This window comes from Acuticoccus sediminis (assembly GCF_003258595.1).
GTDB lineage: Bacteria > Pseudomonadota > Alphaproteobacteria > Rhizobiales > Amorphaceae > Acuticoccus > Acuticoccus sediminis.
This window is the reverse complement of record NZ_QHHQ01000005.1, coordinates 466,638-480,170: the sequence shown is the minus strand read 5'-3', so window position 1 is coordinate 480,170 and position 13,533 is coordinate 466,638. Positions and strand designations below refer to the sequence as shown.

The following is a 13,533-nucleotide window of genomic DNA, read 5'->3' as shown; positions in this document are numbered from 1 at the left end:
CGCTCAGCCGCCGACCAGACCCCTCAACTGCTCGACCGCCTTGTCCGTCGCCTGCGCGGTCTGCGCCTCGTTCTGCCGCACCGCGAACGACGTGAACGGGATGAACCCCGCATACTTGCCCTCGGCGTCGAACAGCAGCGTGTCGGCCGTGTGGCTCATCGTGTAGTCGCCCTCGCCGAGCGGCACCTTGTTGTAGACGATGCCGTACTCCTCGGCCATCTTCGCGAGCGCGTCGAGGTCCGGCGGCACGAGGCCGACGATCCGCTCGTCGAAGGCGCCGATGTACTGGCCGAGAACCTCCGGCGTGTCGCGCTCCGGGTCGACCGTCACGAAGACGACGTTGAGGTCGTCCGCCTTGTCACCCAGCGCGTCGAGCCACTGCTGCGCCTCCAGCATCGCCGTCGGGCAGACGTCCGGGCAATGGGTGAAGCCGAAGAACATCGCCCGCGGCTTGCCCTCGAGGTCCTCCTCGGTGACCGTCTCGCCCCTGGTGTTGATCGCCGTGAAGGGGCCGCCCGCCTGCTCGTACTTCGCGCGCTGCTGCGCCGCGCCGAGCGGGGTGTTGGACACCATCGGCGTGTCCGTCAGCAGGCGCCCGACTGTCACGCCGGCAACCACCGCGCCGACGGCGAGAACGAGGCCCCAAAGGACGATACGGACCGCTTTCATGATAACCCTTTACGTCGCTCCGGGCTCGATATCGCGTTTCGCGTCCTCGGATGGAAGAGGCTCTTCCGTCGCAAGGGCGGGTTCCAGGACGTCGCTCGCCTCCGGCGGCGCCTCGATGGTGTCGCCGCTGTGGACGTCGTCGTCCTCGATGCCGGCCTCCATCCAGCTGAAGCCGGTGGGAAGCTCCAGCGACGGGTCGTCCTCGGCGATCGGCTCCGGCGTGATCGCGCCGCCGACGACGGCGGTCGAGGCGTAGTCGAAGTCCGAGCGCATCTCCTCCTTCGGGCGGCTGCGCATGGTGATGCGGGCCGACACGAAGATCGCGAGCGACACGGCGCTGACCGCGATGGTGAGGAAGAGGCCGCCCGGGCCGATGATCGCCATCATCGTCGAGGCGATGAGCGGGCCCACGATGGAGCCGACGCCGAACACCACGAGGAGCGCGGCGGACGTCGCGACGATGTCCTCCGACGGGGTCCAGTCGTACGCGTGCGCCGCGGCGACCGAGTAGACCGGCAGCATCGTCAGGCCGACGACGAAGCCGAAGCACAGGATCATCACGTCCGGCAGGAAGTCGGCGAAGGCGAGCAGGAAGGCGATGGTCGCCGTCGCGCTCGCCGCCCCCAGCAGCACGAGGCGCCGGTCGACGAAGTCGGAGATGCGGCCGAGCGGATACTGGCCGATCGCCCCGCCCATCACCGAGGCGGACACGAAGATCGCCGCCTCGTCGGTGCGGAAGCCGGAATCGATGGCGAAGATCGAGCCGAGGCCGTTGAACGAGCCCGCCATCACGCCCGACAGGAACGAGCCGACGAACGCCGCCGGCGCGGTCGACCACAGCATGCCGGGATTGAACTTCACCACCGGGATCGGCGCCGGCTGGCTCGCCTTGGTGAGCGCCACCGGGACCGCCGCGATCGACAGCATGATCGAGCACAGCGCGAACAGCGTGAACGAGGAGATCGGCTGCACCGCGACACCGAGCTGGCCGATGCTGATCGTCGCGTAGGTGATGACGATGTACGTGCTCATCACCGTGCCGCGGGTGGCGTTCGTCGCCTTCTCGTTCAGCCAGCTCTCGATGACGACGAGGAGGCCGGAGATGCAGAAGCCGGTCCCGAAGCGGAACAGCATCCACGAGATCTCGTCGGTCACCAGCGGGAACGAGAGCGCGGCCGCGGAGACGAGCGAGACCATCGCCGCGAAGGCGCGGATGTGGCCGGCTCGCAGGATAAGGTACGGCGCGAAGACGCAGCCGGCGACGAAGCCCGCATAGTAGGTCGAGCTGAGGAGGCCGATGGCGACGCGCGAGAAGCCCTCGAAGTCCGCGCGCAGCGGGATCAGCGTCGCCTGCAGTCCGTAGCCCAGGTAGAGGAGCGCCGTGCCGAGGAGGAGGGCGGCGACCGGCGCAAGTGCGCTGCGCACGCTGACCGGCTCCTGGGTCTCGCTGATGGTCCCACTCGACATACTCGCCGCCCATGTCACTCGCGTCGGGGTAAGACCGCGGATATCGCGCAGTCGAACGCCGTGTCGAGGGGGAAAATGCCCGCGCCGCGTGACCCGGGCATGTCGGATCGTGGTCGATCGGGCCCGAAGGAAATCAACGGGCCCTCAGGAGGGTCAGAACGGGATGTCGTCGTCGACCGGGGCCGGCGCCGAAGCGGGCGCCGACGGGCGCTCGCTTTTGTCCAGCGGCTCGGTCCCCGAGGGCTCGCCGCTCGCCTTCAGGCGCACCTTCTCGACGCGCATTTCGGCATTCTTGAGGAGGGCGTCGCAGCGGGTCTTCAGAGCCTCGCCGCGCTCGTAGTAGGCGATCGACTCCTCGAGCGGGACGTTGCCCTTCTCCAGCTTGTCGACAATCGCCTCGAGTTCGCCCATCGCGGCCTCGAAGGTCATCGTCGCGACGTCGGGGCGGTTGGCTTCGCTCATGAGAACTCTCCTTACGCGGACATCAGCTCGGAGACGTGGCCGGCGACGCAGCGCCCGAGCGCGGCCAGGTCATAGCCGCCTTCGAGCGAAGATACGATGCGTCCGCCGCAACACCGATCTGCAAGGTCCATCATTCGCCGCGTGATCCACACGAAATCCTCGTCGGTGAGGCGGATGCCGCCGAGGGGGTCGTCCTGGTGCGCGTCGAAGCCGGCCGACAGGATGAGGAGCTCCGGTTCGAAGGCGTTCAGCGCCGGCATCACCGCGCCGTCGAACAGCGTGCGGTAGAGCGAGCTCGCCGTCCCCGGCGGCAGCGGCACGTTGAGGATGTTGCCGATGCCCCGCTCGTTGGCCTCGCCGGTGCCCGGATAGAGCGGGATCTGATGCGTCGACGCGTAGAAGACGCTGGGGTCGTCCCAGAAGATGTCCTGCGTGCCGTTGCCGTGGTGGACGTCGAAGTCGACGATGGCGACGCGGCCGATTCCATGCGCCTTCTGGGCGTGGCGGGCGGCGATGGCGACGTGGTTGAGGAAGCAGAAGCCCATCGCGCGGGACTTCTCCGCGTGGTGGCCGGGCGGGCGGCCGAGGATGAACGCGTTCTTCGCCTCGCCTGCCATCACCGCGTCGGTCGCGGCGATCGCCGCGCCGCTCGCGGTGCGCGCGGCCTTCATGGTGTTGGGGCCCATGGCGGTGTCGGCGTCGACGGCGACGAGACCCTCCGCCGGTACCAGCGCGTCGAGCCTGGCGATATAGGCCTCCGGGTGGACGGCGGTGATCGCCGCATCGCTGGCGGGGGCGGCGGTGCGGCGCGGCAGCGGCTCGAACTTCGGGTGGGCGAGCGCCCGCTCGACCGCGGCGAACCGCTCGGCGCACTCGGGGTGCCCCGGTGGCGTCTTGTGCCGGCCGAAGATGGGGTCGGAATAGAGAAGGGTCATCTTGAGCCGTCGCCTTATCGTTCTTGAGTTGGTTGGGTCGGGTCCGGATGGGGCGGGCAGGCCGCCGCGTCGTTGTCGTGGAGGCCCCGGGCGTCGTCGCCGGGGCGCGGCGCGGCGGCGCGCCGCAGCCGGTCGCGGATCGCAAGGCCGATGCCCTCGGCCGGGATCGGCGAGACGGCGATCGTGGCGGCGCCCGTCGCGTCGAGGTGACGCAGTCCGTCGTAGAGCCGTCGCGCGGCTTCATCGAGGTCGCAGGTCTCGGAGAGGCGCACGGTGAACGCCTCGCCGGCGGCCGACGGCTCGGGGCCCAGCGCGAGCCACGCTTCGCCCTCGCGCACCTCCGCCGCCGGGACGTCGAGGCGTACGCGGGCGCGCGGCGCGTAGTGGGACGAGAGGAGGCCCGGCGACCGCAGCGGGCCGGAGGCGGCCGCCTCCCCGCCGAGAGCGACGGGGCCGAGCCGCGCCTCGAGCTCGGCGAGGGCGATCCCGCCGGGGCGCAGGAGCCGCGGCGGGCCGGTGAGGTCGACGACGGCCGACTCGAGGCCGACGCGGCAGGGGCCGGCGTCGACGATCAGGTCGATCCGGTCGGCCAGCTCCTCGGCGACGGCGTCGGCGCTCGTCGGGGAGATGCGGCCCGAGCGGTTGGCGCTGGGCGCGACGATCGGGCCGACCGCCTCCGCCACCGCGCGGAAGAAAGGCGAGGCGGGGATGCGGACCGCGACGGTGCTGCCGCCGGCGAGCGCCGCGGCGGCGATCGCGGACGGGTCGGTGAGGGCGAGGACCGCCGTCAGCGGGCCGGGCCAGAGGTCCGCGACGGCCGCAGCGGGCGCCGTGTCGGCGAAGCGCGCGGCCTGCTCGAGCGACGCGACGTGGACGATCAGCGGGTTGGTCGACGGGCGGCCTTTTGCGGCGTAGAGACGCGCCACGGCCGCATCCGATGCGGCCCGTGCGGCAAGGCCGTACACCGTTTCCGTCGGCAGCGCCGCGAGGTCGTCGGCGGCAAGCACCGCAATGGCGCGGGCGAGCGCAGGCCCTTGAGGCTCCGCCGAAATTCTTTCGGCCCTGGAGCCGGTGCCACGTGCCGTTTCAGCGCTTATTGTCATAGTCGGGTTATACGGGGGGAAAGCACATGACGTATACCGCTGCAGTCGATGAGATGGTGTTCGCGCTCGAGAAAGTCGCGGGCCTCGCCGAAGCGCGCGAAGCGGGCGCCGTCGAGCTCGGCGAGGATGACGTCCTGGCGATCCTGACCGAGGCGGGCCGCTTCGCCGAGGAGGAGCTGGCGCCGCTGAACGAGGTGGGCGACCGCGAGCACTCGCGTCGCGACGGGGCCACGGTGACGACGCCGAAGGGCTGGGACAAGGCCTATCGCGCGTGGGTCGAAGGGGGCTGGGGCTCGCTGACCGGCGAGGAGGAGTACGGCGGCCAGGGCCTGCCGATGTCGCTCCAGATCGTCCTCACCGACATTGTCAACCAGGCCAACGCGGGCTTCTCCCTCAACCCGCTGCTGACCGTCGGCGCCGTCGAGGCGCTGCAGGCCCACGCCTCGGACGCGCTGAAGGCGACCTACCTCCCCAGGATGATCGCCGGCGAGTGGACCGGCACCATGAACCTCACCGAGCCGCAGGCCGGCTCCGACCTCGGCACACTCAAGGCGAAGGCCGTGCCGGAGGGCGACCACTACCGCGTCTTCGGGCAGAAGATCTTCATTTCCTACGGCGAGCACGACCTCACCGACAACATCATCCACCTCGTCCTCGCCCGCCTGCCGGACGCGGCGGAGGGGACCCGCGGCATCTCGCTCTTCCTGGTGCCGAAGTTCCTGGTGAACGATGACGGCTCGCTGGGCGAGCGCAACGACGTCGAGTGCGTCGGCGTCGAGGACAAGCTCGGCATCCACGCCTCGCCGACCTGCACCATGGCCTACGGCACGAAGGGCGAGGGGGCGATCGGCTACCTCGTCGGCGAACCGGGTCGCGGCCTCAACGCGATGTTCACGATGATGAACCAGGCGCGCGTGTCGGTCGGCATGCAGGGCGCGGCGGTGGCCGAGCGGGCGACGCAGCGGGCCGTCGCCTTCGCCATGGAGCGCCGGCAGGGCGCGGCGGCGACCTGGGCCGAGGGCGGCCCGGCCCCCATCGCCTACCACCCGGACGTGAAGCGCATGCTGCTGACGATGCGCGGCATGACACGAGCGGCGCGGGCGATCTGCTATGCCTGCGCCGTCGCCATCGACCGGGGTCGTCCGGGCCGGCCGGACGCCGACTTCTGGAAGGCGCGGGCCGATCTCTTGACGCCGATCGCCAAGGCGTTCGCCTCCGACATCGGCGTCGAGGTGTCCTCGCTGGGCATCCAGGTGCATGGCGGGATGGGCTACGTGGAGGAGACGGGCGCCGCCCAGCACTTCCGCGACGCGCGCATCTTCACGATCTACGAGGGGACCAACGGCATCCAGGCCATCGACCTGGTCCGCCGCAAGATCACCATGGCCGACGGCGAGGTGCTCGCCGCCTACCTGAAGGAGCTGCACGGCATCGCGGAGGCGGCGCGCGGCGCGAACGACCTCGCCCTCGGCGGCGCCGCCAGGCGGCTGGAGACGGCGATCGACGCGGTCGCCGAGGCCGCGACGGCGCTTCGCGCCTCGCTCGGCGCGGGCGAGCTCGACAAGGCGCTCGCCGGAGCGACGCCGTTCCTGCGCGCCATGGGCCTGACCGCGGGCGGCGCGTACCTCATGAAAGCGGCGCTCCATGCGGAAAATGGTGCCGCGGCGGGGCGGGCCGGTCTTGCGCGCTTCTTCTGCGAGGCTTACGTGGCGTCGGTTCCGTCGCTGGCGGAGAACGCCGTCGCGGGCTCGGACGACATCCTTGCCGCGACGCCGGACATCCTGGCGGCGTGACCTGCCGGACGCGGCGGGGGCGCATCGGCGCCGTCCGCCGCTTCCGTTCCCGGTCGGCGGCAGGCGGCGCAGTGCGGCGCGCGTGTGGTCGGCAGGCGGCGGGACGGCAGCGGGAGCATGAGCGCGGCGCCGCCCATAAGGGTCGCTGATGGGCGGGCGCGGCGATCAGGATCCCGAGATCATGACCGGGGGGAGGCGAAGGCGGCGATGGCGGGGTGAAAGCCGCGCGATCTTCGGGGGAGCTAGTCAGCTCCATGCCAGCCGGCTTGACAACCCTCCACAGATTGGGGGCTTTGCGGGTTCAAGACGCATTTGTAGTCTTGAAAACATCATGGACAAAAACCTATCTTTCCCGCATGGCCGCTCGATTCGAAGGCCTATTTAGGCGACGTTCTAGGAAAGGAACCCGCGCACACATGGCATTGACGTCAAATGGGGCGATCTCGTCTCATAGTGAGGACGCCGGCGATATCGCCGTGCCCCTCGCCGTCGTCCTCGAGAGCCTTGAAGATTCCAAGGCCGAGGACATCGTCGCCATCGATGTGACCGGCAAGACACCGATCGCCGACCACATGGTGGTCGCATCGGGCCGATCCCACCGACACGTCGGCGCTGTTGCCGACCGTCTCCTTCGCGATCTGAAGGACAACGGTGCCAAGGCCGTGAAGGTGGAAGGCCTCAATAGCTGCGATTGGGTCCTGATCGATACCGGTGATGTCGTTATCCACGTGTTTCGTCCCGAGGTGAGAAGCTTCTACAACCTCGAGAAGATGTGGCAGATGGACTCGGCGGCGCAGGTGGAGCTCGTCGTCTGAATCTACTGATCCTTGCCGTCGGCAAGGCCGGGCAGAGCCCCGAAGCCGAGCTGTGCGGCCGATACATGGAGCGTGCCGAGCGCATCGGCCGTTCGTTGGGGCTGTCCTCCGTCACGGTCCGGGAATTTTCGGAAGCCGTGGGCCCCACGAAGGCGGCGCTCGAGGCCGAGAAGATCATCGGGGCCCGCAAGCCGGGACCGCTGGTGGTGCTGGACGAGACCGGCACCCCGTGGTCCAGTGCGGACCTCGCGCACCGCATCCAGGGCTGGCTGGACTCCGGTCACGCAAACGTGACCTTCGCCATCGGCGGCGCCGACGGGCACGGTAAGGCCGTGCTTAACGCCGCCGACCATATCGTCTCGCTCGGACCGATGACGCTGCCGCACCTGCTGGCGCGCGCGATCCTGCTGGAACAACTCTATCGGGCGGTGACGATCCGCCTCGGGCATCCCTATCACCGCGCATGATCCGATCGCTCGTCTTCGCCGCCCTCCTGATCGCCGGACTCGGACCGGCGGTCGCCCAGGACGGCGAGGGGGGCGTGTCGCGTGAGCGCCAGCAGCTGATGCAGCGCCTGGAACGCCTGCGCGAGAGCACCGCCGCCGCCGAGGCGCGGGCCAGCGAGCTGGGTGACGAGCTGATCGACCTCGCGAGCGACGAGGCGCGCCTGCGCGAGCAGGCGGAGGACGCGGCCGACAAGGTCGCCGCCCTCGAGTCGCGCATCGCCGAGCGGGAGGAGGCGCTGGAGCGCCTGACCGACGACCAGGCCGGGATCCGCAAGGACCTCGCCGACAAGCGCGGCGAGCTCGCGGCCGTCCTGATGGCGCTGCAGCGGATCGGCCGGCGCCCGCCGCCGGCCCTCTTCGGCGACACCGGCGACCCGACGAGGACCGTGCGCGGCGCGATCCTCCTGAACGCCGTGCTCCCGGAGCTCGACAGCAACGCCCGGACGCTGACCGACACCCTGGCGCGCGCGGCGCGCCTCGAGGCGGACGAGCGGGCGAGCTGGGCGGCGCTGCGCGAGGACCTTTCGCAGCTCAACGCCGAGCGGCGGCAGATGGACGAGGCGAGTGCCGAGCTGCAGCGGCGCCGCGCCCTCTCGCTCTACGAGAAGGAGCGCGCGTCGGCGGACCTTGCCCGCCTCGCGGAGGAGGAGCGGACCGTCTCGGGCCTGATCGACCGACTGACGCGCAGCGGCGTGGTGGACGCCGCGCCGGCGTCGCTGAACTTCGAGACGCGCAAGGGGTCGCTCGCCGAGCCGGTGGCGGGGAGGGTCGTCTCAACGTTCGGCGAGGCGACGGGTTCCGGAGACGTGTCGAGTGGCCGCACCATCGCGGCCTTGCCGGAGGCGACCGTCTTTGCCCCTATGGCCGCCACCGTGCTGTTTTCGGCACCATTTAGTGACTACGGCCAAGTCTTGATCCTGGACGCTGGCGATGGTTACCATATGGTCCTGGCCGGGTTAGAATCGACGTCGGTCGTGATCGGTGACAGGGTCGAGCCGGGTGCTCCGTTGGGACGGATGGGACAGTCCGCCCGTCGCTCTGCCGCCGTCTCCACCAGCGTCAAAGGGTCCGACCTTCTTGGCTCAAGGCCAGCCCTTTACATTGAGCTCCGAAAGGATCGCGTCGCGATCGACAGTCATGGCTGGTGGCGCGAGGCCACGGCCGATGCAGGAAGGACAAGTGGATGATCCGTCGAATCGGTTTGTTGATGACGGGTGCGGCGCTGGGCGCGGCGGGTGCCGTCGCGCTCGCAGATCCTGGGGCGATCCTGGCGCGTGCGAATGCGGCCTCAGCTGACACATACCGCCAGCTCAACCTGTTCGGCGACGTGTTCGAGCGTGTTCGCGCCCAGTACGTCGAGGCGCCGGACGAGAAGCAGCTCATCGCTGCCGCCATCAACGGCATGCTGACCTCCCTCGACCCGCACTCCAGCTACATGCCGCCGGACGACTTCGCCGACATGCAGGTCCAGACCTCCGGCGAGTTCGGCGGCCTCGGCATCGAGGTCACGATGGAGGGCGACTACATCAAGGTCGTCTCGCCCATCGACGACACGCCGGCGTTCAAGGCCGGCGTCCAGGCCGGCGACCTGATCACCCACCTCGACGGCGAGGAGGTCATGGGCCTCTCGCTCGCCGAAGCGGTGGACAAGATGCGCGGCCCCGTCGACACCGAGATCACCATCACCGTGCGCCGTGAAGGCGTCACCGACCCGATCGACATCGCGATCACCCGCGCCAAGATCCAGATCCAGTCGGTCAAGTGGGAGATCATGGAGGGCGACATCGGCTACGTGCGCATCTCCTCCTTCAACGAGCGCACCACCAGCGGCGTTCGCGAAGGCGTGAAGGCACTGACCGAGGAAGCCGGCGACAAGGGCCTCAAGGGCTTCGTCCTCGACCTGCGCAACAACCCGGGCGGCCTCCTCAACGAGGCTGTGGACGTTTCCGACTCCTTCCTCAACGAAGGCGAGATCGTCTCCACCCGCGGCCGCGAAGAGGACAAGGCCCAGCGCTACACCGCCGAGCTCGGCGACCTGATCGACGGCAAGCCGCTGATCGTGCTGATCAACGGCGGCTCGGCCTCGGCATCCGAGATCGTCGCCGGCGCGCTGCAGGACCAGAAGCGGGCGACCATCGTCGGCACCCAGTCCTTCGGCAAGGGCTCGGTGCAGACCATCGTCCCGCTCGGCGCCAACGGTGCCATCCGCCTGACGACGGCGCGCTACTACACCCCGTCCGGCCGCTCCATCCAGGCGCGCGGCATCGACCCGGACATCGAGGTGATCCAGCCGCTGCCGGACGAGCTGAAGGGCAAGGTCGAGGCGCGCGGCGAATCCTCCCTGCGTGGCCACCTCAATGTCGAGGACGGCCAGGGCGAGGAGCGCTCCGGCTCGCTGACCTACGTGCCGACCGATCGCGCTGACGACGTCCAGCTCAAGTACGGCATCAGTCTGCTGCATGGCGACGAGATGTCCGACGCCTTCCCGCCGAACCCGCAGGACGGCGTGCCGAACTGATCGGCCTAGGCCGGACACACGAAAGGCGGGCCTCGGCCCGCCTTTTTTTATGCGCCGCGCATCGGAGCCGGTCGCGCCGCGCCGGGGCCCGGGCCTCGCGGCCGGGCGGCGGCGCGGCGTCCCGGGCGGGTTACTCCGCCGGGTGGTTGGGGTCGGTCCAGCGCACCGGCTCGGGCGACTCCACCGGATCGATGTCGAGGTTCACGACCACCGGCTCCTGGTCCGAGCGCACGAGGACGCATTCCAGCGTCTCGTCGGTCATCGCGTTGATCTCCTGATGCGGGACGTAGGGCGGCACGAAGATGAAGTCGCCCGGCTCGGCCTCGGCCACATATTGCAGCTTGTCGCCCCAGCGCATGCGCGCCCGCCCGCGAACCACGTAGATCACCGACTCCAAGTGGCCGTGGTGATGCGCGCCGGTCTTGGCGTCCGGATGGATCGAAACCGTTCCGGCCCACAGCTTCTGCGCGCCCGCCTTCGCGAAGTTGATCGCGGCGGCGCGGTCCATGCCCGGCGTCGTGGCCGTGTTGGGATCCAGCTCGTTGGCCTTGACGATCCGCACGCCGTTGAGGCGCCAATCGGTCTCGCTCATCTTCTTGTCCATTTTGTTCAGTCAAGTGCTCCGCAGCACAGTTTCGCGGCGGGTCGTCGCCAACTTCGCATTTACAAGACGCGGCGTCGAACCCTCCGCGCCACCTTGAGACAAAAATGCTTGAACATGCGGCCGAGCCCGCAAAGGGATGACACCCTATGAACCATAAGCTTCCGCAGATGACACAGCCGTTTCTGCAGTACACGGGCAACGAAACGGACATTATTTTCAACAAGGGCATCGAGCTGCCCGGTTTCGCCGCCTATCCGCTGATGGAGACGGCAGACGGCGCTGCGCTCCTCGCCTCGTACTACGACGCCCTCGTCGAGACGGCGCGCGAGGTGGGCGCGGGGGTGATCCTCGACACCTTCACCTGGACCGCGAACGCCGACCGCAGCGCGCCCATCGGCTACGCCGGCGAGCGGCTCGACACCGTCAACCGCAAGGCGGTCGAATTCGCCGCCGCGGCGCAGGCCCGCGCGGGCGCCGTGCCGACGATCGTGTCCGGCATGGTCGGCCCGCGCGCCGACGGGTACGCGCCCGAGATGGTGATGTCGGCGGAGCGCGCCGAGGCCTATCACTGCCGGCAGATCGCCATCTTCGCCGGCGGCGGCGTCGAGATGGTGAACGCGTTCACCATCGGCTACGCGGAGGAGGCGATCGGCATCGTCTGGGCGGCCGGCAAGCTGGGACTGCCGGTGGCGATCTCCTTCACCGTGGAGACCGACGGGCGCCTGCCGACCGGCGGGACGCTGAGAGAGGCGGTCGAGGCGGTGGATGCCGCGACCGATTCCGCCGCCGCCTACTTCCTGGTGAACTGCGCCCACCCCGACCATGCCGCGAAGAGCTGGGGCGAGGGGGCCTGGATGGAGCGCGTGAAGGGGTTCGTCGCCAATGCCTCGCGCTGCAGCCACGCCGAGCTCGACAACGCCACCGAGCTCGACGACGGCGACCCGCGCGAGCTGGGCGGGCAGATGGCCGAGCTCGCCCGCCGCTTCCCGCACTTCACCGTCTTCGGCGGCTGCTGCGGCACGGACCTTCGCCATATCGCGGCGATCGCGCGGCAGCTCCCGGTCGCGGCCTGAGCGCCGCCGGACATGAAGGAGCCGGCCTCAACCGAGGCCGGCTCCGTCCGCCCGGGGCGCCCGACACGCCCGCTCAGACGGCAAGGTATTCTTCGCGCAGCGCCTTGTCGGCGAGGACGTCCTTCGCCGTGCCGGTATAGACGATCTCGCCCATGTCCATGATGATCGCGCGGTCGGCGAGATGGAGCGCGGCGATGGCGTTCTGCTCGACCATGATGGTGGTGATGCCGGCTTCCTTGATCTCCGCGACGATCCTCTCGATCTCCTGCACGATCACCGGGGCGAGACCCTCGTAGGGCTCGTCGAGAAGCAGGAGCTTCAGCTCGCGGCAGAGGGCGCGGGCGACCGCCAGCATCTGCTGCTCGCCGCCCGACATCGTCACCGCCTCCTGGCGCCGCCGCTCGGCGAGGCGGGGGAAGCGTTCGTAGACCCGTTCGATCTCCCAGCCCTTCGGCTCGGCGATCTGCGCGAGCTTCAGGTTCTCCTCCACCGTGAGGCCGGGGATGATGCGCCGGTCCTCGGGGACGAGCTGGAGGCCGAGCTTCGCCGCGCCGACGGAGTTGGTCTTGTGCAGCGGATGCCCGCCGAGCCAGATCTCGCCCTTCCTCATCTGCGGGGAGTCGGTGCGGGCGATGGTGCGCAGGGTCGACGTCTTGCCCGCGCCGTTGCGGCCGAGGAGGGCGACGACCTCGCCCTCCTTCATCTCGAACGAGATGCCCTGCACGATGTAGCTCTCGCCGTAGTAGGCGTGGACGTCGCGGCAGGCGAAGAACGGCTCGGCGCTCGGCGCCGGGGCGGTCCGGGCGAGGGTGTCGACGGCGGCCATCAGTGCGCTCCTCCGAGATAGGCTTCCTGGACCTTGGGGTCGCGGCGGACCTCCTCGGGCGTGCCCTGGGCGATGATGCGCCCGCCCGCGAGCACGGTGACCATGTCGGCGAGCGAGAAGACGACGTGCATGTCGTGCTCGATGATCACCTTGGTCATGCCGCCGGCCTTGATCTTCTTCAGGAGGTCGATGGTGCGGTTGGTGTCGAGGCGGCTCATGCCGGCGGTCGGCTCGTCGAGCAGCAGGAGCTTGGGCCGCTGCACCAGGCACATTGCGAGCTCCAGCCGCCGCTTGTCGCCGCGCGACATGGCGCTGGCGTCCGCGTGCCGCTTGTCGGCGAGGCCGACGTCCTCGAGGATCTCCTCGGCGGCGAGGCGGATGTCGGTGTCGCTGTCGAGCGCGGTGAGGACGTTGAGGCGCAGCGGCCCGTCGCGCTTGGCGTAGGCCGGCACCATGACGTTCTGCAGCAGCGTCAGGTCGTTGAAGATCTCCGGCGTCTGGAACACCCGGGCGATGCCGAGCTGGTTGATCTCGTACGGCTTCTTGCCGGTGATTACCGTGCCGTCGAACACCACCGCGCCTTCGTCGGGGATGATGCGGCCGACGACCACGTTGAGCAGCGTCGACTTGCCGGCCCCGTTCGGGCCGATGATCGCGTGCGTCTTGCCCTCGGTGATCGTCAGGTCGATGTCCGACAGCGCGCGCAGCCCGGCGAAGTTCTTCTGAACGTCCGCGACGTGGAGCACCTTGTTCTCGATCATG

At 69.5% G+C, this 13,533-nt stretch carries 13 protein-coding genes and 1 pseudogene; 6 read left to right on the top strand and 8 right to left on the bottom strand.

What is annotated here, in order from left to right:
- Positions 1 to 3 precede the first annotated feature (3 nt).
- The 5 genes and pseudogenes from DLJ53_RS23865 to DLJ53_RS23845 form a co-directional block, all read right to left on the bottom strand.
- Entirely contained in the window at positions 4 to 669 is a 666-nt protein-coding gene (locus DLJ53_RS23865) for an SCO family protein (protein WP_111349842.1), read from the bottom strand.
- Between the two features lie 9 nt (positions 670 to 678).
- Positions 679 to 2,136, bottom strand: a complete 1,458-nt coding sequence (locus tag DLJ53_RS23860; RefSeq protein ID WP_111349840.1) for an MFS transporter — start codon at positions 2,134 to 2,136, stop codon at positions 679 to 681.
- A gap of 219 nt (positions 2,137 to 2,355) precedes the next feature.
- Positions 2,356 to 2,598: pseudogene (locus tag DLJ53_RS23855) on the bottom strand (exodeoxyribonuclease VII small subunit); the annotation flags it as partial.
- Positions 2,599 to 2,609: 11 nt separating this feature from the next.
- Complete coding sequence (locus DLJ53_RS23850; RefSeq protein WP_111349836.1) at positions 2,610 to 3,533, bottom strand: histone deacetylase family protein; 924 nt, start codon at positions 3,531 to 3,533, stop codon at positions 2,610 to 2,612.
- 14 nt (positions 3,534 to 3,547) lie between these two features.
- Positions 3,548 to 4,636 (bottom strand): L-threonylcarbamoyladenylate synthase, encoded by a 1,089-nt coding sequence (locus DLJ53_RS23845; protein WP_111349834.1) that lies wholly within the window; start codon positions 4,634 to 4,636, stop codon positions 3,548 to 3,550.
- Between the two features lie 26 nt (positions 4,637 to 4,662).
- Here DLJ53_RS23845 and DLJ53_RS23840 point away from each other — a divergent pair, with 26 nt between their 5' ends.
- From DLJ53_RS23840 to DLJ53_RS23820, 5 genes are all read left to right on the top strand, one after another.
- The gene (locus DLJ53_RS23840) at positions 4,663 to 6,429 is read left to right on the top strand and encodes an acyl-CoA dehydrogenase family protein (RefSeq protein WP_111349832.1); all 1,767 of its coding nucleotides are present in this window, start codon (positions 4,663 to 4,665) and stop codon (positions 6,427 to 6,429) included.
- A 356-nt stretch (positions 6,430 to 6,785) separates the two neighbouring features.
- Positions 6,786 to 7,244: a ribosome silencing factor gene (gene rsfS / locus DLJ53_RS23835; RefSeq protein WP_162409509.1), complete on the top strand. Its 459-nt coding sequence runs from the start codon at positions 6,786 to 6,788 to the stop codon at positions 7,242 to 7,244.
- On the top strand, positions 7,202 to 7,711 hold the full coding sequence (locus DLJ53_RS23830) for a 23S rRNA (pseudouridine(1915)-N(3))-methyltransferase RlmH (RefSeq protein WP_111349828.1): 510 nt from the start codon (positions 7,202 to 7,204) through the stop codon (positions 7,709 to 7,711). The genes rsfS and DLJ53_RS23830 overlap by 43 nt, the downstream gene beginning before the upstream one ends.
- Entirely contained in the window at positions 7,708 to 8,937 is a 1,230-nt protein-coding gene (locus DLJ53_RS23825; protein WP_111349826.1) for a murein hydrolase activator EnvC family protein, read from the top strand. The genes DLJ53_RS23830 and DLJ53_RS23825 overlap by 4 nt, the downstream gene beginning before the upstream one ends.
- On the top strand, positions 8,934 to 10,268 hold the full coding sequence (locus DLJ53_RS23820; protein WP_111349824.1) for a S41 family peptidase: 1,335 nt from the start codon (positions 8,934 to 8,936) through the stop codon (positions 10,266 to 10,268). The genes DLJ53_RS23825 and DLJ53_RS23820 overlap by 4 nt, the downstream gene beginning before the upstream one ends.
- A 130-nt stretch (positions 10,269 to 10,398) precedes the next feature.
- Here DLJ53_RS23820 and DLJ53_RS23815 read toward each other — a convergent pair whose 3' ends face one another.
- The gene (locus DLJ53_RS23815) at positions 10,399 to 10,860 is read right to left on the bottom strand and encodes a cupin domain-containing protein (RefSeq protein ID WP_111349971.1); all 462 of its coding nucleotides are present in this window, start codon (positions 10,858 to 10,860) and stop codon (positions 10,399 to 10,401) included.
- Positions 10,861 to 11,018: 158 nt separating this feature from the next.
- Here DLJ53_RS23815 and DLJ53_RS23810 point away from each other — a divergent pair, with 158 nt between their 5' ends.
- Positions 11,019 to 11,945, top strand: coding sequence for a homocysteine S-methyltransferase family protein (locus DLJ53_RS23810; protein ID WP_111349822.1), 927 nt, complete (start codon positions 11,019 to 11,021; stop codon positions 11,943 to 11,945).
- A 73-nt stretch (positions 11,946 to 12,018) separates the two neighbouring features.
- Here DLJ53_RS23810 and DLJ53_RS23805 read toward each other — a convergent pair whose 3' ends face one another.
- Both DLJ53_RS23805 and DLJ53_RS23800 read right to left on the bottom strand, forming a co-directional pair.
- A complete protein-coding gene (locus tag DLJ53_RS23805) occupies positions 12,019 to 12,771 on the bottom strand; it encodes an ABC transporter ATP-binding protein (RefSeq protein ID WP_111349820.1) in 753 nt (250 codons plus the stop codon).
- Positions 12,771 to 13,532 (bottom strand): ABC transporter ATP-binding protein, encoded by a 762-nt coding sequence (locus DLJ53_RS23800; RefSeq protein ID WP_111349818.1) that lies wholly within the window; start codon positions 13,530 to 13,532, stop codon positions 12,771 to 12,773. Before DLJ53_RS23800 ends, DLJ53_RS23805 begins: the two co-directional genes overlap by 1 nt.
- Between the last annotated feature and the right edge of the window lies 1 nt (position 13,533).

Coding starts and splice junctions, on each gene's coding strand:
- DLJ53_RS23820 (WP_111349824.1), top strand. CDS start 8,934: ATGATCCGTCGAATCGGTTTGTTGATGACGGGTGCGGCGCTGGGCGCG.
- DLJ53_RS23845 (WP_111349834.1), bottom strand. CDS start 4,636: ATGACAATAAGCGCTGAAACGGCACGTGGCACCGGCTCCAGGGCCGAA.
- DLJ53_RS23860 (WP_111349840.1), bottom strand. CDS start 2,136: ATGTCGAGTGGGACCATCAGCGAGACCCAGGAGCCGGTCAGCGTGCGC.
- DLJ53_RS23800 (WP_111349818.1), bottom strand. CDS start 13,532: ATGATCGAGAACAAGGTGCTCCACGTCGCGGACGTTCAGAAGAACTTC.
- DLJ53_RS23810 (WP_111349822.1), top strand. CDS start 11,019: ATGAACCATAAGCTTCCGCAGATGACACAGCCGTTTCTGCAGTACACG.
- rsfS (WP_162409509.1), top strand. CDS start 6,786: ATGGCCGCTCGATTCGAAGGCCTATTTAGGCGACGTTCTAGGAAAGGA.
- DLJ53_RS23840 (WP_111349832.1), top strand. CDS start 4,663: ATGACGTATACCGCTGCAGTCGATGAGATGGTGTTCGCGCTCGAGAAA.
- DLJ53_RS23865 (WP_111349842.1), bottom strand. CDS start 669: ATGAAAGCGGTCCGTATCGTCCTTTGGGGCCTCGTTCTCGCCGTCGGC.
- DLJ53_RS23825 (WP_111349826.1), top strand. CDS start 7,708: ATGATCCGATCGCTCGTCTTCGCCGCCCTCCTGATCGCCGGACTCGGA.
- DLJ53_RS23850 (WP_111349836.1), bottom strand. CDS start 3,533: ATGACCCTTCTCTATTCCGACCCCATCTTCGGCCGGCACAAGACGCCA.
- DLJ53_RS23805 (WP_111349820.1), bottom strand. CDS start 12,771: ATGGCCGCCGTCGACACCCTCGCCCGGACCGCCCCGGCGCCGAGCGCC.
- DLJ53_RS23815 (WP_111349971.1), bottom strand. CDS start 10,860: ATGAGCGAGACCGATTGGCGCCTCAACGGCGTGCGGATCGTCAAGGCC.